Source organism: Ensifer sp. ENS07, from assembly GCF_014852185.1.
In the GTDB taxonomy this organism is placed as follows: Bacteria; Pseudomonadota; Alphaproteobacteria; order Rhizobiales; family Rhizobiaceae; genus Ensifer; species Ensifer adhaerens.
This window is the reverse complement of sequence record NZ_JACVBE010000001.1, coordinates 1,188,359-1,205,990: the sequence shown is the minus strand read 5'-3', so window position 1 is coordinate 1,205,990 and position 17,632 is coordinate 1,188,359. Positions and strand designations below refer to the sequence as shown.

Sequence of the window (17,632 nt, the reverse complement as noted above, 5' to 3'; positions counted from 1 at the left end):
ATCCTTTGGAAGAGACAGCGACGTGAGCGGCAACAGGATCGTGGCCGGTTTCCGCACACCAGGGGTATGTGCGTAGCTTTCCAAAGCAGGGACTCCTGCAACGGCGCGGTCGCAGGGGCCGTTCTGTTGCATCGGTGGCGACTCGCGTTCTCGACCACGCGCGGCAGCCTTCACCGCCTGATTTCTGATGCGGCTACAGATGTCAAAACCCGGACTCGACGAAATATTGCAGTTCTGCTTTGAGTTTACAGCTCAACAGAATGAGGCGCACTCGGGTGTCGGAAAATCAGTTTGACGTCGTATTGGAGAGGCTGACGGATCAAGCAGTCGGCCGGCTTCTCAAGTCCGATACCTTCGATGCGTCGGCATTTGACGCTCTGGAAGACCATATCTGGCAAAAGGCAGAAGGACTGCAGAGCGAATACGCAATCTCTAAACAGATTCTGCTCAGCCTTCGATCTGCTGGCGACGCCATCCGAAGCCGTGCGAAATATCTTCCTGCTCTTCAGGAGCAACTTCAACGCGCCGACGATTTCGACCTGATTCTTGATCGTTTGATCGCTGGGGAAACACGCTCCGATCGCAAGTCGGGCGTTCCTCGAATCAGTTGAACGGGAATCTAGTTTTGTTTCGCGTCATTGCTGCCGCGCTCGCCACAATCACAATTTCGTGCTGTCCCGGATCTCCTTTTGCGGCCCCAACCAACGCGGTTTCTGGCGAGCAAACGCTGACGCCTGCAGACTTGGTACCGAGTCCGGTGTTCAAGCTGGGGATGCCAATTGAAGAGTTAGAAACGTTGCTCGAGCGGGATTTCAAAGACTGGGAACGCTCCGAAACGACGCGAAGCCTGAACAATCGCAAAGACCCGAAGCTCCCAGCTTATGCCAAAGCACCCTATCTGCAGCGCATACACATTACCCGACTGGACCAGCAGCAGGGTTTCCGTCGTACCTACTCGCTCACACTGAATTCACCACTCAGCGGCAGTCGCCTCTACTCCGTGGTTTACAATGTTGAAGCCTTGCGACCGTTCAATGATCTCGGATCTTTGAGCGCTGTGGCTCAGTACCTAAGTGCCATGTGGGGCAGCGCCCATAGCGGCTCGCACAAGGGAGAGTTCGCACGCCTCAGCTATCTCTTTGATCGACAAGGAGAACTTGTTCGCGACGGCGATGCAAGTTGCGCCCCCCTTTATCCTGCCCTTGTCAGGCTGGACGAAAAGACGCCCGACGAGGTCGAAAGAGTTATCGCGATGATCGACGCAACGAACTGTGGCGGCAACAAGAGCGTGCATTTTCGCCTGCAAGCCGATGGCGACACCATCGTCGAAACGACGTTCTTCAACACCATCCTCGCTGTGAATCCTCGAGATGTTTTGAAGCGTGTGCGGTACGGTCAGCCATAACACGGCCCAGCGAAATATCTGTCAGCACACTTCGCGACGGGTGCTACAGCGCCTTTGCCGCGTCCGTGACGCGCAGCTGTACCCGTCGCTGGCCCTGCCACAGATCGGCGGACACCGATCCCGCGACGTGGATGGATGTTCCGCGGCTCGACAGCAGGAAGTCGCCGAGCGGTGTCTCGGTCGCCCGGAAAGCAATACCGTCAAGGCGGCTGCCGTCCTGCCCCTCCAGCATCACCTTGATGTGGTTGGCGCCGACCTGCCTGCTGTCGCGCAGGCGATGCTGCGGGAAGGCGAAGACCGGCTGCGGGTGGGCCGAGCCGTAGGGGCCGGCCTGCTCCAGGAGATCGATGAGTTCCAGGGTCGCGCCGGAGGCTGCAAGCGCGCCGTCCACCTTGAGCGTCTGGATGGCGACGAGTTCGCGCACCGCCGCTTCCGCACGTCCCTCGAAAAACTGCCTGAGCTTGCCGAGTTTCGCGCGCTCGACGGTGAGACCGGCAGCCATGGCATGGCCACCGCCCTTTACCAGCAGGCCACCATCGACGGCGGCCCGAACCATCTTGCCCATGTCGAAGCCATTGATCGAGCGGCCCGAACCGGTGCCGCGTCCGTTCGGATCAAAGGCGATGGCAAAAGTCGGTCGTCGGAATTTTTCCTTGATGCGGGCGGCGAGCAGTCCGACGATGCCCGGGTGCCAGTTTTCGCGCGCGGTAACGATCACCGAAGCGCCCTCGCCCGTGCCGTATTCGGCCAGAACCTCAGCTTCCGCCTCGGCCAACATGACGGCTTCCATCGCCTGCCGCTCGCGGTTGAGCTCATCGAGCTGCGCGGCGATCTTCTCCGCCTCGGCCGCATCCTCCATCGCCAGCAGGCGGCTGCCGAGCGCCGCATCGCCAATGCGTCCGCCGGCATTGATTCTCGGGCCGACGAGAAAGCCCAGGTGATAGGGCGTGACGGGGCCGCCGATCGCAGCTTTCCGCAGCAGTGCCGAAAGCCCGACATTGCCCATGTGACGCGCCGCGATCAGTCCCTTGACGACATAGGCGCGGTTGAGCCCTTTGAGCGGCACCACGTCACAGACCGTCGCCAGAGCCACCAGATCGAGCTGGGACAGCAGGTCGAACGAAGAAACGCGGCTGTCGCCGGCGTTGCGCAAAACGCGCAAGGTATTGACGAGAACCAGATAAACGACACCGGCAGCACAAAGATGCCCCTGCCCCGAAAGATCGTCCTCCCGATTGGGATTGACGAGCGCATGGCAGGGCGGCAGCGCCGAGCCGACCTGATGGTGGTCGATGACGACGACATCGACGCCGCGTTTATCGGCAACGGCGAGCGCCTCATGGCTGGTCGAGCCGCAGTCGACGGTGACGATGAGATCGGCGCCCTTGTCGATCAGCTGCTCGATTGCCGTCGGGTTCGGGCCATAGCCCTCGAAGATCCGATCGGGAATGTAGATTTCCGCGTCGACGCCGAAATGGCGCAGGAAACGCGCCATCAAAGCCGAAGACGCGGCACCGTCGACGTCATAGTCACCGAAGATCACCGTCTTTTCACGGCGCTTGATGGCGGCCGCCAGACGCTCTGCAGCCTTGCGGCAATCGGTAAGCGTGTCCGGGTCCGGCATAAGCGAGCGAAGCGTCGGATCAAGGAAGCTTGCGGCATCGTCGAGTACGACGCCGCGGCCGGCAAGGACGCGACCGAGCAGATCGGAGTAGCCGTGAACCTGGCTAATGGCGAGCGCGCGGTTCTGGCCCGCCTGGTCGAGGCGCGACACCCATCGCTGGCCGCTGACCGACCGCTCGACATTCAGAAAGGCCCGCTGTACCGGATCCACCAATTCTTCCATGCTCGTCCATCCGCTTGGCGCTTCATTCCTCTTAGCGCATAACCCTGGAAATCGTGACCGTTTTTGGAACGGCATACACAGAGATCCACGTTTCGTAGGGGGTTGGGCCGCCGCAGGCGCCCAATTCCCAAAAAAGAAGCCTCGCCGGCTTGCTTGCGCGGCGAGGCTTCTAATTTGTTGGCCACAAACGGCACTGCGCACCGTCATGCCGAACGGCCCGAGGTCCTTCGCCGTCAGTTTGCCTTCGGGCGTTCGATGCGAATGACCTGCGGCTCGCCGACGAGGTAGCCCTCGCCCTTGATCGCCTTGATCGCATCGCGAACGGAGTGCTCCGATGTCGCGTGCGTGACCAAGATGATCGTCTGCGGCTCGCCCGTGTCCATCAGATGCTTGGAATGCTGCATGATCGATTCCAGCGAGATGCCGTTGTCGGCCATGCGGGTCGCGATGCTGGCGAAGACGCCGGTGCGGTCAACGACCTTCAGGCGGATGAAGTAGCCGCCCTCGTGGCTCTGGATCTGCGCGCGCTTATAGGGCAGCAGCGCATTGGTCGGACGGCCGAAGGCCGGAACGTGCTGGGCGCCCGGGCGGCTCTTGGCAATGTCGGCGATATCGCCGAGCACGGCCGACGCCGTCGCGTTGCCGCCGGCACCCGGGCCGACCATCAGGAGCTCGCCGAGAATGTCGGATTCGATCGCAACGGCATTGGTCACGCCATCGACCTGGGCGATGACGGAATCGTAAGGCACCATCGTCGGGTGGACGCGCTGCTCGATGCCGCTTTCGGTGCGCTGGGCGACACCGAGGAGCTTGATGCGGTAACCGAGATCGGCGGCTGCATGAATGTCGTCGATCGAGATATTGGTGATGCCTTCGAGGTAGATGTCGTCGGCAGCGATCGCCGTACCGAATGCAAGGCTCGTCAGGATCGACAGCTTGTGCGCCGTGTCGTTGCCCTCAATGTCGAAGGCCGGATCGGCTTCGGCATAGCCGAGGCGCTGCGCCTCCTTGAGGCAGGCTTCGAAGGAAAGCTGTTCCTTCTCCATCTTCGTCAGGATGTAGTTGCAGGTGCCGTTCATGATCCCATAGACGCGCGAGATCGTATTGCCGGTCATGGATTCGCGCAGCGCCTTGATGACGGGGATACCGCCGGCAACAGCCGCTTCGTAGTTGAGCAGCGCGCCCTTCTCCTCGGCGATCTTTGCAAGTTCGATGCCATGGGCAGCCAGCAGCGCCTTGTTGGCGGTCACCACATGAATGCCGCGCTGCAGCGCCGCCTTGACGGCCGAATAGGCGGGATCGCCGGCACCGCCCATCAGCTCGACGAAAACGTCGATATCGGCGTCACGCGCAAGCGAAATGGCATCGTCGAACCAGGCGGTCTTCGAAAGATCGACGCCGCGGTCCCTGTTGCGGTCGCGCGCCGTTACGGCCGTGGTCTCGATTGCCCGTCCGCACGTTGTCGCAAGCATCTCGTGACGATCCTGGAGGATTCGCACGAGCGAGGCACCGACGGTACCCAAGCCCGCAATGCCGATTTTGAGGGCATCTGCCATAGCCATTTCCTAACATGTAGAGGGCGCCCGCGAGAACAGCGGGGCCAGTGTGGAAGGAGGCGCGCGTCAAGCCCGCCTCCCGACTTCTTACCTATGAGCGTTGAGCGAGATGACGTTGTGCATCGTCTCGTCGGCGGTCGACAGGAATTTCTTGATGTTGCGCGCCGCCTGGCGGATGCGGTGCTCGTTCTCGACGAGAGCGAGGCGCACATAGTCGTCGCCCTGTTCGCCGAAGCCGATGCCCGGAGCGACCGCGACATCCGCCTTCTCGACGAGGAGCTTCGAGAATTCGAGCGAGCCCAGATGACGGAACTTCTCCGGGATCTTTGCCCAGGCAAACATCGTCGCTGCCGGCGGCGGCACTTCGAAGCCGGCCTTGCCGAAGCTGTCGACCATGACGTCGCGGCGGCGCTTGTAGATATTGCGCACTTCGGCGATGTCGCTGCCGTCACCGTTCAGCGCCTGGGTGGCGGCCACCTGGATCGGCGTGAAGGCGCCATAGTCGAGGTAGGATTTCACGCGTGTCAGGGCTGCGATCAGCCGCTCGTTGCCGACGGCAAAGCCCATGCGCCAGCCCGGCATTGAGAAGGTCTTCGACATCGAGGTGAACTCGACCGTGCAGTCGATCGCGCCCGGCACTTCCAGCACCGACGGCGGCGGCGCGTCGTTGAAGTAGATCTCCGAATAGGCAAGGTCCGAAAGCACGATGATGTCGTGCTTTTTCGCAAAGGCGATCACGTCCTTATAGAAGTCGAGCGTCGCAACCTGCGCCGTCGGGTTCGACGGATAGTTGAGGATCAGCGCCAGTGGCTTGGGGATTGAATGGCGAACGGCGCGTTCCAGCGGTCCGAAGAAGGTTTCGTCCGGCTCGACCGAGATCGAGCGGATGACGCCGCCGGCCATCAGGAAGCCGAAGGCGTGGATCGGATAGGTGGGGTTCGGGCACAGAATGACGTCGCCAGGTGCGGTGATCGCCTGCGCCATGTTGGCGAAGCCTTCCTTGGAGCCAAGGGTAGCGACGACCTGGGTATCCGGGTTGAGCTTGACGCCGAAGCGGCGGGCGTAATAGGCGGCCTGGGCACGACGCAGCCCGGGAATGCCCTTCGACGACGAATAACGATGCGTGCGCGGGTCCTGAACGGCCTCGCAGAGCTTGTCGACAATCGACTGTGGTGTGGGTAGATCCGGATTGCCCATGCCGAGGTCGATGATGTCAGCACCGGCCGCTCGCGCGCTTGCTTTCAAACGGTTGACCTGTTCGAAAACATAGGGCGGCAAACGCCGGACTTTGTGAAACTCTTCCATCTCCAAACCTCGTTTGGCGCACGCTCCCGCCAGCGGCTCAAGCCTTTGCGAAACCGTGCGCTGTGGTGAACGGCCGTCCATGCGGCCATTGAACGCTTTGCGTCCAAATCACCGGAAAGGCAAGCGCTAATTCTGGATCTCTTTCAGCGTGTCGGCGCCGTGCTGTTCGGCCAGCGCGCGCATTTCTTTCAGGCGACGCTGATACTCGGCTTCGGAGATCGCGCCGGACTTGCGTGCAGCGCCGAGAGAGCTCAGGCGCGCCTGCATGCTTGCCGCTTCATCGTTGGTCATCTGCGTCGTTGCGGCCGGCTTCTGGCCGTAAACCGACGGATAGTTCTCGAAGTTGGTCCCCTGGCTGTTGCAGCCTGCAAGCGTGCCTAGCAGAACGATCCCGGCAACCCAGGTGATGGAACGCTGTTTTCCGACGGCAAGCATACTGGAGACGACCTCTATTTTGATGGCGCGACGATGCGCTAGCCCTTGTAATCATTTTCGGGCAGAATGTAAAAATACAAAACAAACAAGATGCTGTGGAGGACGCCGGGTGACAGCAGAGAGGAATGCGGAAGGCAAGGACGGCTACGCAGGCTTCGATCCCAAATCCGTCGAACCTTATATCGTCAAGGATCCGGAAAGCCTCGCAGTCAACCTCGCCCGCGCCATGGAACAGCTTGGCAAAGCGGCTTCCGCCTGGCTGGCGCCGCGGGAATCGGGCCAGAAGTCCGATACCTTCGCCGAACCCGTCACCGACATGGTCAAGACGCTGTCCAAGGTCTCGGAGTACTGGCTTTCCGATCCGCGCCGCACGCTCGAAGCGCAGACTCACTTGATGGGCAGCTTCTTCGAGATCTGGTCGCGCACGCTGCACCGGATGTCCGGCGAAGAGACGGCGGAGCCGGCCGGCCTCCAGCGCAACGACAAGAGATTTACCGACGAGGACTGGGTGAAGAACCCGTTCTTCGACTTCATTCGCCAGGCCTATTTCGTAACGTCGGACTGGGCCGAACGCATGGTCGAAGACGCCGAGGGGCTCGACGACCACACGAAACACAAGGCTGCTTTCTACGTTCGCCAGGTTTCGAGCGCGCTGTCTCCGACCAACTTCGTCACCACCAATCCGCAGCTCTACCGCGAGACGGTTGCCTCAAGCGGCGCCAATCTGGTCAAGGGCATGCAGATGTTTGCCGAGGACATCGCCGCCGGTCGCGGCGACCTCAAGCTCCGGCAAACCGACACCAGCAAGTTTGCGATCGGCGAGAATATCGCGATGACGCCGGGCAAGGTCATTGCCCAGAGCGACGTCTGCCAGGTGCTGCAATATGAGGCGACGACGGAAACCGTGCTGAAGCGGCCGTTGCTGATCTGCCCGCCCTGGATCAACAAATTCTACGTGCTCGATCTCAACCCGCAGAAATCCTTCATCAAATGGGCGGTCGATCAGGGACACACGGTCTTCGTCATCTCCTGGGTGAACCCGGACGAACGGCACGCGACCAAGGACTGGGAAGCCTATGCCCGCGAAGGCATCGGCTTTGCGCTCGATATCGTCGAGCAGGCCACCGGTGAGCGGGAAGTCAACGCCATCGGCTATTGCGTCGGCGGCACCCTGCTTGCCGCGACGCTCGCATTGCATGCGGCCGAGGGCGACGATCGCATCCGCTCGGCGACACTGTTCACGACGCAGGTCGATTTCACTCACGCTGGCGACCTCAAGGTCTTCGTCGACGAGGACCAGATAAGCCAGATCGAACAGAACATGAGCGTGACCGGCTATCTCGACGGCTCGAAGATGGCGACCGCCTTCAACATGCTGCGCGCCTCGGAGCTGATCTGGCCCTACTTCGTCAACAACTACCTCAAGGGCCAGGAACCCCTGCCCTTCGACCTGCTCTACTGGAACTCCGATTCGACGCGGATGCCGGCCGCCAACCATTCCTTCTATCTGCGCAACTGCTACCTCGATAACAAGCTTTCGAAGGGCGAGATGGTTCTTGCCGGCAAGCAGGTATCGCTCGGCGACGTGAAGATCCCGATCTACAATCTCGCGACCAAGGAAGACCACATCGCCCCGCCGCGCTCTGTATTTCTCGGCAGCGCTTCGTTCGGCGGCAAGGTCACCTATGTTCTCTCGGGTTCGGGCCACATTGCTGGCGTCGTCAATCCGCCGGACAAGGGCAAGTATCAGTTCTGGACCGGAGGCGCCCCCACGGGTGACTTCGACGATTGGTTCAAGGCCGCCAAGGAAACACCGGGATCCTGGTGGCCGCATTGGCACCAATGGATCGAGAAACTCGACAAGCGACGCGTTGCGCCCCGCAAGCCGGGCGGTCCGCTGAACTCGCTCGAGGAAGCGCCGGGCTCCTACGTACGCGCCCGCGCCTGAATCATTCGCAGGACCTGCCTTGATCTTCGATCCTCCGCTGACGACCGCAACCCTTGTGCAGCGCTACAAGCGCTTTCTCTTCGACGCCCTGTTGCCTGATGGCACGGCCATGACCGGATCCTGCCCCAACACGGGATCGATGCGCGGGCTGACGACACCCGGTTCACGCATCTGGATGTCAGAACACGACAGCCCGACGCGGAAGTACCGCCAGATGCTGGAAATCGTCGAAGCCGACGGAACGATGGTCGGCATCAATACCGGCCTGCCCAACCGGCTTGCGGAAGAAGCCATCCGGCTGGGGCTCGTTTCCGACCTGCATACCTATGAGCATAGTGCACGCGAGCAGAAATACGGACGCAACTCGCGCATCGACATTCTCCTCAGCGATCCCGAGCGCGGCCGTGCCTATGTCGAGGTCAAGAACGTGCATTTCAGCCGCTCGCCCGGTCTTTCCGAATTTCCTGACAGTCCGACCACGCGGGGGGCGAAACATCTCGACGAACTCGGTGATATGGTTGAGGCCGGTCACCGCGCGGTGATGATCTATCTCGTGCAGCGCGACGATTGTGACCGGTTGAGGATCTGCCGCGAGTTCGATCCCGCCTATGCGCGCGCATTCGACCGCGCGATGTCACGTGGGGTTGAGGCCTATGCGGTCAAATGTCAGGTTTCGCCAACGCAAATCCGCCCAACTGGATTGATGACAGTGGACGAAGCGGCCCTCGCTGCTCTATGAAATCCGACTGGAACAACTGAAAGCTTTCGAATGGTGACTTACATCGAGGCAGGGTCTGCGCCCTACAAGAACACCGGCGTAATCCGGCTCTATGGACCGGAAGGTTTCGAGGGCATGCGAAAGGCCTGCCAGGTGACTGCGCGTTGTCTGGACGAGCTCGTCTCGCGGGTACAGCCGGGCGTCACCACCGACGAGATCGACCGGTTCGTCTTCGAGTTCGGCATGGACAATGGCGCGCTGCCGGCGACGCTCAACTATCGCGGCTACACGAAATCGTCCTGCACCTCGATCAACCACGTCGTCTGCCACGGCATCCCGAACGACAAGCCGCTGCGCGAGGGCGATATCGTCAACATCGACGTCACCTACGTCGTCGATGGCTGGCATGGCGATTCGAGCCGGATGTATCCGGTCGGCGAGATCAAGCGCGCGGCCGAGCGACTGCTCGACGTCACCCACGAGAGCCTGATGCGCGGCATAGCCGCCGTGCGCCCCGGCGCCCGCACCGGCGCCATCGGTGAAGCGATCCAGGTCTATGCCGAAGCGGAGCGCTGCTCCGTCGTGCGCGATTTCTGCGGCCACGGCGTCGGCAAGCTCTTCCACGACGCGCCGAACATCCTGCACTACGGCCGCGCCAATGAAGGGCCGGAACTGCGCGAGGGCATGATCTTCACCATCGAGCCGATGATCAATCTCGGCCGCCCGCATGTGAAGGTGCTCTCGGACGGCTGGACCGCCGTGACCCGCGACCGGTCGCTGTCGGCGCAATACGAGCACACGGTCGGCGTCACCGCCGATGGCTGCGAGATCTTCACGCTTTCGCCCGCCGGCCTGTTCAAGCCCGGCGTCAGCACGCTCGGCGCCGCATGACGAAACGCTCGATCTCCCCTGACGGCGATTTTGTGCCATCGGCGGACGAGAGGACGTTTTTTCCGCAATTGCAGTTAGATAACTCGCCGGCCGCCAAGAAGGCGCCGGCACTCGAGGCGCACTATCACGGTCATCGCGATCGCCTCAGGGCGCGCTACCGCGAAAGCGGCGATGCCGCACTCGCCGACTACGAAATCCTGGAAATGTTGCTGTTTCGGCTGATCCCACGCAAGGATACCAAGCCGATCGCCAAGGCTCTGCTCGCGCGCTTCGGCACGCTCGCCGGTGTCTTCGGCGCCCCGATCGCGCTGTTGCAGGAGGTGAGCGGTATCGGCGAGGCCGTCGCCCTCGACCTCAAGCTGATCTCCACAATTGGTCACCGCACGCTGAAGAGCGAACTTCGCCAGAAGCAGCTTCTCTCGTCCTGGAGCGCCGTCATCGACTATTGCCACGCGGCGATGGCCTACGAGACGAAGGAACAGTTCCGCATCCTGTTCCTCGACAAGCGCAACACGCTGATTGCCGACGAGGTGCAGCAGAAAGGTACGATCGACCACACGCCGGTCTACCCGCGTGAAGTGGTCAAGCGCGCGCTGGAACTCTCGGCCACCGCGATCATCCTGGCGCATAACCATCCATCCGGCGATCCGACCCCGTCGCGCGCCGATATCGACATGACGAAGCTGATCGTCGAAACGGCGAAACCGCTGGGGATCGCCGTGCACGACCACATCATCATCGGCAAGGACGGCCACGTGAGCCTGAAAGGGCTGCGGCTGTTCTGAGCGCGCTGGCACCCAGCCGTTTCGCGCGGCGGAGGTAGCAGCCCGGTGGTGACGCCGCCCTGCCGCAAACAGTGGCGAAGGCGTTTACCCCAAAAAGCCGGCTTCGACAGACTCCGTCCCCGCCGAGCGTGAAGCCTCGACGACCATATGCACGAACTGCAGTTTCGCCACTGACGGTTTCGACATTACGAAGGGGTAGAAGTCCGGCTGGCCCATGCTGCGCGCCAACTCGTTAAGCACCATCGTCATTTCGATCCAGGAGTTCAACAGCGACAGAAACCCGTCGGCGCCGGTGTCGTCGGGCGCATACAAGGCGTCGCGCTCGAATGGCTCGACAATCGCTTCAAGATCCTCTGCATCGAGCCCAAAGCCGAGTGCCGTGCCCAGGCTATCGATCATATGCAGGTAATGCGCCCAAGTTTCGGCCCAGTCTTCCCAGGGATGTGTGGAAGCATAGGAACTGATGTACCGATCGGCCCAGTCTGGGGGTGCGCCATTGTCATAGTTCGCCTTCAATGCCGCCGCGTAATCGGCCCGCTCATCGCCGAACAGCGTGCGAAACGGCTCCAGCCAGGGTCCGTTGAAAACGAGCCGGTTCCAGTAGTAGTGACCGACCTCATGTCGAAGATGGCCCAGCAGCGTCCGATAGGGCTCGTAGAATTCGAGCCGCATCTTCTCGCGCTGGACCGAATCCGCCTCCTCGATGTTGACCGTAATCAAACCGTCGGCGTGCCCGGTCAGCACGCGCGGCCCGCTCGGTGGCGAACGCAGGAAATCGAACATCAGACCGTGTTTCTCGTCCTCGTCGACCTTGGACTTCACGGGCAAGCCGAGTGCCAGCAACTGCGACACGAGCCGTCGCTTCGCCACCTCAAGCAGACCCCAGTAGCGGGCATTGTCCTCGCGATCGAGATTCGGAATTGTCCGGTTCAGCCGGCAGGCGATGCAAAGTTCCCCCGGCTCGCTGGCCATCAGCATCCAGTTGCACTGCGCCGGCGTGTCACGGTTGCCGCAATACTTCAGCAATGGCCGTTCCTCGCCTGCGGCCCAGATACCTGGCTGTGGGCCGGGGTCGAGCGGCAGCAACGCATCTTCACCTGGCAGATATCCGAGCGGCGTCTGGCAGCTGTTACAAAACATGTTGCCGAAAAACACGTGACTGCCACAGCGACACACAAAGGTGCGCGAGTACCGCTTGGGTACCTCGCGATGTTTCCAGTTCGTACCGATCAGGTCGCCGAGCGTTTGCAGAAGGGTTGCCACCACATCCTCCGAGTTCGGGAATTGGTAAGGTCTGCCGGTCGGTGCTCCGGCCTAAAGCCATTTCGCGCGGCGGAAGAACCGGTAGAGCGTGCCGCAAAGACCGATGATCACTGCAAGGACGACGAAGTAGCCGTAGCGGAACTTCAGTTCCGGCATGTCGTCGAAGTTCATGCCGTAAATGCCGGCGATCGCCGTTGGCACCGCGAGGATCGCGGCCCAGGACGCGAGCTTGCGCGAGATTTCCGTCTGCTCGGATTGACCGACCATCAGGCTCGCCTCGAAGGTGAAGGCAAGAACCTCACGCAAAGCGTCGATATCCTCCTGAACGCGGCGCACGTGGTCCGTAACGTCGCGGAAGAGCGGCTGCAGTGCTGCATCCATGCCCGGTAGATCGATGTGCTCATGCCGTCGGCAGACGTCGACCAGCGGCACGACCGCGTTTCGCAGGCGCAAGAGATTGCGCCGCAGCAGATAGAGGCGTTCGATGTCGCCCTTGACCAGCCGCTCGCGCAGCAGCCGGTCTTCCAGTTCCTCGACCTCTTCGTGGATCGCCTCGATCACCGGCATGTAGTTGTCGACGATGAAATCGAGGATCGAATAGAGGATGTAGTTTTCGCCGTGGGCCAAGGCTGCAGGAGATGCTTCGCAGCGTTGGCGCACGGCCATGTAGGAGGTCGACGCGCCGTGCCGGACCGAGATGACGTAACCGCGCCCAACGAACAGATGCGTCTCGCCGAAGGCGATCTCGTCGCCAACCATATGCGCGGTGCGGGCGACGACGAAGATCGAGTCGCCATAGATCTCCAGTTTCGGCCGCTGGTGCGCCTTGCAGGCGTCCTCGATCGCCAGGTCATGCAGATCGAATTCCTGCTGGATCTGCCGCAACAGTTCCGCATCGGGCTCATGCAGGCCGATCCAGATCACTGTGCCCGGGCGGCCGCGCCACTTGCCTGCGTCTTCGATGCGGATATCGCGGACGCGAACGCCGTTCTCGTAGACCGCGGCCGCTACGACGCCCGGCTGCGGCTGCGAATGCGGCATGACGCCCTCAGCGCCAGACTGTGGCAAAGCCCTGTTCGTCAGCTCCAATCCCATCGTCAGCCTCCCAGGCAAATACGACACCGACGGGCTCCGCATGTCGTAACGAAGCCAAGCATACGCGCACTCCCTTATATATTCTCATCCGACTGTTTCGGCTATGAAAACCACTTCATCAAACCGTGCCATTGACGGTATAGAGGCTTGCGAGCGAGAGTTTTCGCAACGCACAACGATTCCACCTTCTAACGGAAACGCCTATGAACCAGTTCGATCTCATCGTTGTCGGAAGCGGACCTGCCGGCCGCCGCGGCGCCATCCAGGCAGCCAAGCTCGGCAAGAAGGTCCTCGTCATCGAACAGGGAAAACGCGTTGGCGGCGTTTCGGTTCACACCGGTACGATTCCCTCCAAGACGCTGCGCGAAACGGCGCTCAATCTTTCGGGCTGGCGCGAGCGCGGCTTTTACGGGCGCTCCTATCGCGTCAAGCAGGAGATCAGCGCCGATGACCTCCGGCAGCGGCTGATCATCACCCTCAATCATGAAGTCGAGGTTCTCGAACATCAGTTCGCGCGCAACCGCGTGCAGCAGATGCGCGGGAAAGCCAGCTTCGTCAATCCGACCACGCTCGAAGTCGTCAAGGACGACGGCGAGACCATGCTCGTGTCCGGCACCAGCATCATGCTTGCCGTCGGTACCAAGCCCTTCCGCCCGGATTACATGCCGTTCGACGGCAAGACTGTGCTCGACAGCGATGAACTGCTCGATATCGAGACCCTGCCGCGCTCCATGGTGGTGATCGGCGCCGGCGTCGTCGGTATCGAATACGCGACGATCTTCAGCGCGCTCGACACCCAGGTGACGGTGATCGATCCGAAGACGACGATGCTCGATTTCATCGACAAGGAAATCGTCGAAGACTTCATCTACCAGTTGCGTGACCGCAACATGAAGTTGCACCTCGGGCAGAAGGCCGACACGGTGGAGCGGCTCGACGATGGTAAGGTGCTGCTGACGCTCGACAACGGCCGCAAGATCACAACCGACATGGTGCTCTTTGCCGCGGGCCGCATGGGCGCCACCGATACGCTGAACCTGCCCGCAGCCGGGCTCGAAGCCGACAACCGAGGGCGCCTCAAGGTCAATCCCGAGACGTTCCAGACCTCCGTCCCGAACATCTACGCCGCCGGCGACGTCGTCGGCTTCCCGAGCCTCGCCTCAACCTCGATGGAACAGGGGCGCATCGCCGCCCGGGTCGCCATCGGCGCGATCGCGATGGAGCCGCAGAAATACTTCCCCTACGGCATCTACGCCGTGCCTGAGATCTCCACCTGCGGTCTCTCGGAAGAAGAGGTCAAGGAACGCGGCATCCCCTACGAATGCGGCATCGCCCGCTTCCGCGAGACCTCGCGCGGCCACATCATGGGGCTCGATTCCGGCCTGTTGAAAATGATCTTCTCGCTGAAGACCCGCCGCCTGCTCGGCGTGCATATCATCGGCGAAGGCGCGACAGAACTAGTGCATATCGGCCAGGCCGTGCTGAACCTCAAGGGCACGGTCGAGTACTTCGTCGAAAACACCTTCAACTACCCGACGCTGGCCGAGGCCTACAAGATCGCCGGCCTCGACGCCTGGAACCGTATGGGCGAGATCAAGCAGGAAGCGCCGAAAGCGTAAGCATCCAGCGACAGAGCTGACCGCCGTCAACGCTGACGGCGGCGGCCACGTGCCTAGAGGGCAACGATTTTGGTTCCGCGTTGCCGAACCGATCTCTCCGGGTTTGCCATCCCGCAGACCGCATCCGAAGTGCGCAGGACGCCGGCGAATCGGCTAGCTTCACCTCTCCCGATCAAGAGAGCCGAACACCATGCGCATCCTTTCGCTCAATGCCTGGGGCGGCAAGCTCCATTCGCCCTTGATGAAATATCTCGCCGATGTCGACGCCGATGTCCTGTGCCTGCAGGAGGTCGCACGATCACCGACGACCGAGGCCGAATGGCTGAGCTATCGCGATGCGGATGTGGAACTGCCGCAACGCGCCAACCTCTTCGACGAGATCGCCGCCGTACTACCGGGACATGATGGATTCTTCTGCCCGACCGCGCGAGGGACGCTCTTTTCTGGAGACACGCCCGTGGCATCGGAATTCGGTCTGGCAACATTCGTTCGGCGGGGCTATTCCGTCATCGGCCAGGCCCTCGGTTTTGTGCATGGCAGTTTTTCGCCCGACAGCTGGGGGCCGCATCCGCGTGCGCGCAACGCCCATTGCATTCGCCTGTTCGATCACGACGCTGGCACTCCCATCACCATCGCGCAGATGCACGGCCTGCGGGAGGTCGGCGGCAAGAACGACAGTCCGGCACGCCGCGCGCAGGCGGAGGCGCTGGTAGGTCTCGTCCACCAGGTCTGGCCCGGAGACGAGCGGCTTGTCGTGTGCGGTGATTTCAATGTGCTCCCAGACAGCCAAACGTTTCAGACGCTCGGCCAGTTGGGGCTCGTCGACCTCGTCGTTTCCCGCGGCCACACGGACACGCGCACGTCGCACTATCTAAAGAGCGGCCGCTTTGCCGATTACATGCTGGCGAACGGTGCAGTCAGCGTCGCTCGCTTCGATGTCGTCGCAGAGCCCGAAGTCTCCGACCATCGCGCCCTCCTCCTCGACATCGCTTAGCGCGCCGCGGGTTTCACTGAGCCACGAAGTCGGCTCTGGCTGAATCAGCTGACACTTCCGTGTGTCGCTGAAAGCAGCATGCTCTCGGCCAGCGCTGGACGAAGAGCTCGCCTCCCGCAACGAAAAAGGCCCTGCCGCAAGCGGCAGGGCCTTTCGATTCCTAAGGCTTCGATCCGATTACTCGGCGCTGTCGTCAGCGGCCTTCTTCTTGGCCGGAGCCTTCTTCTTCGGAGCAGCGGCTTCTTCGCCTTCCGTGGCTTCAGCCTTGGCGGCGGCCTTCTTCTTGGCCGGAGCCTTCTTGGCAGCCTTGCCTTCAGTCTCTTCGTCGTCAGCCGTCAGCTCTTCCTTGGAAACCGTCTTGTCGGTTACCGAGATTTCGCCGAGCAGGTGGTCGACGACCTTTTCTTCGAACAGCGGAGCGCGCAGCGAAGCAGCAGCGCCGGGGGTGTTCTTGAAGTAGTCGAGGATCTGCTTCTCCTGGCCCGGGAACTGGCGGAGCTGTTCGAACAGCGAACGCTGCAGTTCGTCGTCGCTGACCTGGACGCCGGCCTTTTCACCGATTTCCGAGAGAACGAGGCCGAGGCGAACGCGACGCTCAGCGAGCTTGCGGTATTCAGCGCGGGCTTCTTCTTCGGTGGTTTCTTCGTCGGCGAAGGTCTTGCCGGCCTGCTGCAGGTCGGTGTTGATCTGGCGCCAGATGTTTTCGAATTCGGCCTCGACGAGGCGCTCCGGCGTTTCGAACTGGTAGAGTTCGTCGAGCTGGTCGAGGATCTGACGCTTGACCTTCTGACGGGTCAGGTTGCCGTACTGGCTTTCGATCTGGCCGCGGACGATTTCCTTCAGCTTGTCAGCCGATTCGAGGCCGAGCTTGGTGGCCAGTTCGTCGTTGATTTCGATGTCCTGGGCGCCAGCCACGTCCTTGACGGTGATGTCGAAGGTGGCTTCCTTGCCAGCAAGGTTTGCAGCCGGGTATTCAGCCGGGAAAGTCACGGTGATGACCTTCTCGTCGCCAGCCTTCAGGCCAACGAGCTGCTCTTCGAAGCCCGGGATGAAACGGTTGGAACCGAGAACCAGCTCAGCGTCTTCGTCCTTGCCGCCGTCGAAGGCGACGCCGTCGACCTTGCCGAGGTAATCGATGGTGACGCGGTCGCCGTTGGCGGCCTTGCCCTTCTTCGATTCGTAGCTGCGGGCGCTTTCGGCGATCTTCAGGATCTGCTCGTTGACTTCGTCTTCAGCGATCTCGACGACTTCGCGGGTCACCTTGATGCCGCTGACGTCCTTGAGTTCGATCGCCGGGATGATTTCGTAGGCAACGGTGAACTCGAGGTCGGCCTGAGCGTTGAGGATCTTGTCGGCTTCGGCCTCGTCCTCGGTCATCGCGATTTCCGGCTGGGTGGCCGACTTTTCGCCACGGCCCGACAGGATCTCGGTCGGCTTGTCGCGAACGATCTCGTTGACCAGGTCAGCCATGATCGACTTGCCGTAGACCTTCTTCAGATGCGCAACCGGCACCTTGCCGGGACGGAAGCCGTTGATCTTCACACGGTCCTTCACTTCGGCCAGACGCTCGTTCATCCGAGCTTCCATGTCCTTGGCCGGGATAACGACCTTGAGTTCGCGCTTCAGCCCTTGAGCGAGCGTTTCGATAACCTGCATGTTCAAACCTTCATTTCACGTTGACTGTGCTCTTCCCCTTCGAAAGGTCTGGCGAGCACGTGAGCCGATCCATTTGCCGGGAGTGGCTTTACGCAGTTCTGCAACCGTTTTGCAAG

15 protein-coding genes are annotated in these 17,632 nt (G+C 61.5%); 8 read left to right on the top strand and 7 right to left on the bottom strand.

What is annotated here, in order from left to right; all coding sequences use genetic code 11:
- Positions 1-275 precede the first annotated feature (275 nt).
- On the top strand, positions 276-611 hold the full coding sequence (locus IB277_RS06030) for a hypothetical protein (RefSeq protein ID WP_127889031.1): 336 nt from the start codon (positions 276-278) through the stop codon (positions 609-611).
- A 14-nt stretch (positions 612-625) separates the two neighbouring features.
- Positions 626-1,405 carry a hypothetical protein gene (locus IB277_RS06025; protein ID WP_143034212.1) on the top strand — a complete coding sequence of 260 codons (780 nt, stop codon included), beginning with the start codon at positions 626-628 and terminating at the stop codon, positions 1,403-1,405.
- 43 nt (positions 1,406-1,448) lie between these two features.
- On the opposite strand, the gene recJ is transcribed toward IB277_RS06025, so the two are convergent.
- From recJ to IB277_RS06005, 4 genes are all read right to left on the bottom strand, one after another.
- Entirely contained in the window at positions 1,449-3,251 is a 1,803-nt protein-coding gene (recJ, locus tag IB277_RS06020) for a single-stranded-DNA-specific exonuclease RecJ (RefSeq protein ID WP_110818922.1), read from the bottom strand.
- A 233-nt stretch (positions 3,252-3,484) separates the two neighbouring features.
- Positions 3,485-4,807 carry a homoserine dehydrogenase gene (locus IB277_RS06015; protein ID WP_034796566.1) on the bottom strand — a complete coding sequence of 441 codons (1,323 nt, stop codon included), beginning with the start codon at positions 4,805-4,807 and terminating at the stop codon, positions 3,485-3,487.
- Positions 4,808-4,894: 87 nt separating this feature from the next.
- A complete protein-coding gene (locus IB277_RS06010) occupies positions 4,895-6,112 on the bottom strand; it encodes an LL-diaminopimelate aminotransferase (protein WP_034796568.1) in 1,218 nt (405 codons plus the stop codon).
- Between the two features lie 126 nt (positions 6,113-6,238).
- Positions 6,239-6,547: a hypothetical protein gene (locus tag IB277_RS06005; RefSeq protein ID WP_089044642.1), complete on the bottom strand. Its 309-nt coding sequence runs from the start codon at positions 6,545-6,547 to the stop codon at positions 6,239-6,241.
- Positions 6,548-6,656: 109 nt separating this feature from the next.
- On the opposite strand from IB277_RS06005, the gene phaC reads away from it, so the two are divergent.
- From phaC to radC, 4 genes are read left to right on the top strand one after another with little or no spacing between them, the layout of a single operon-like run.
- Positions 6,657-8,495 (top strand): poly(3-hydroxyalkanoate) polymerase subunit PhaC, encoded by a 1,839-nt coding sequence (phaC, locus tag IB277_RS06000; protein WP_060517017.1) that lies wholly within the window; start codon positions 6,657-6,659, stop codon positions 8,493-8,495.
- Between the two features lie 19 nt (positions 8,496-8,514).
- Entirely contained in the window at positions 8,515-9,234 is a 720-nt protein-coding gene (gene sfsA, locus IB277_RS05995) for a DNA/RNA nuclease SfsA (RefSeq protein ID WP_034796581.1), read from the top strand.
- 30 nt (positions 9,235-9,264) lie between these two features.
- Positions 9,265-10,104, top strand: a complete 840-nt coding sequence (map, locus tag IB277_RS05990) for a type I methionyl aminopeptidase (RefSeq protein WP_034796583.1) — start codon at positions 9,265-9,267, stop codon at positions 10,102-10,104.
- Positions 10,101-10,889, top strand: a complete 789-nt coding sequence (radC, locus tag IB277_RS05985) for a DNA repair protein RadC (protein WP_192370799.1) — start codon at positions 10,101-10,103, stop codon at positions 10,887-10,889. Before map ends, radC begins: the two co-directional genes overlap by 4 nt.
- An 84-nt stretch (positions 10,890-10,973) precedes the next feature.
- Here the strand turns inward: radC and IB277_RS05980 are convergent, their stop codons facing one another.
- Together IB277_RS05980 and IB277_RS05975 are read right to left on the bottom strand one after the other, a co-directional pair.
- Positions 10,974-12,065: a putative zinc-binding metallopeptidase gene (locus tag IB277_RS05980; protein ID WP_255380921.1), complete on the bottom strand. Its 1,092-nt coding sequence runs from the start codon at positions 12,063-12,065 to the stop codon at positions 10,974-10,976.
- A gap of 138 nt (positions 12,066-12,203) precedes the next feature.
- Positions 12,204-13,193, bottom strand: coding sequence for a magnesium and cobalt transport protein CorA (locus IB277_RS05975; protein WP_244546742.1), 990 nt, complete (start codon positions 13,191-13,193; stop codon positions 12,204-12,206).
- A 257-nt stretch (positions 13,194-13,450) separates the two neighbouring features.
- On the opposite strand from IB277_RS05975, the gene sthA reads away from it, so the two are divergent.
- Positions 13,451-14,866 (top strand): Si-specific NAD(P)(+) transhydrogenase, encoded by a 1,416-nt coding sequence (sthA, locus tag IB277_RS05970; protein ID WP_034796590.1) that lies wholly within the window; start codon positions 13,451-13,453, stop codon positions 14,864-14,866.
- A gap of 190 nt (positions 14,867-15,056) precedes the next feature.
- Positions 15,057-15,860, top strand: a complete 804-nt coding sequence (locus tag IB277_RS05965) for an endonuclease/exonuclease/phosphatase family protein (RefSeq protein ID WP_090295617.1) — start codon at positions 15,057-15,059, stop codon at positions 15,858-15,860.
- 177 nt (positions 15,861-16,037) lie between these two features.
- Here IB277_RS05965 and tig read toward each other — a convergent pair whose 3' ends face one another.
- Positions 16,038-17,516, bottom strand: coding sequence for a trigger factor (gene tig, locus IB277_RS05960; RefSeq protein ID WP_034796594.1), 1,479 nt, complete (start codon positions 17,514-17,516; stop codon positions 16,038-16,040).
- Positions 17,517-17,632: the final 116 nt, after the last annotated feature.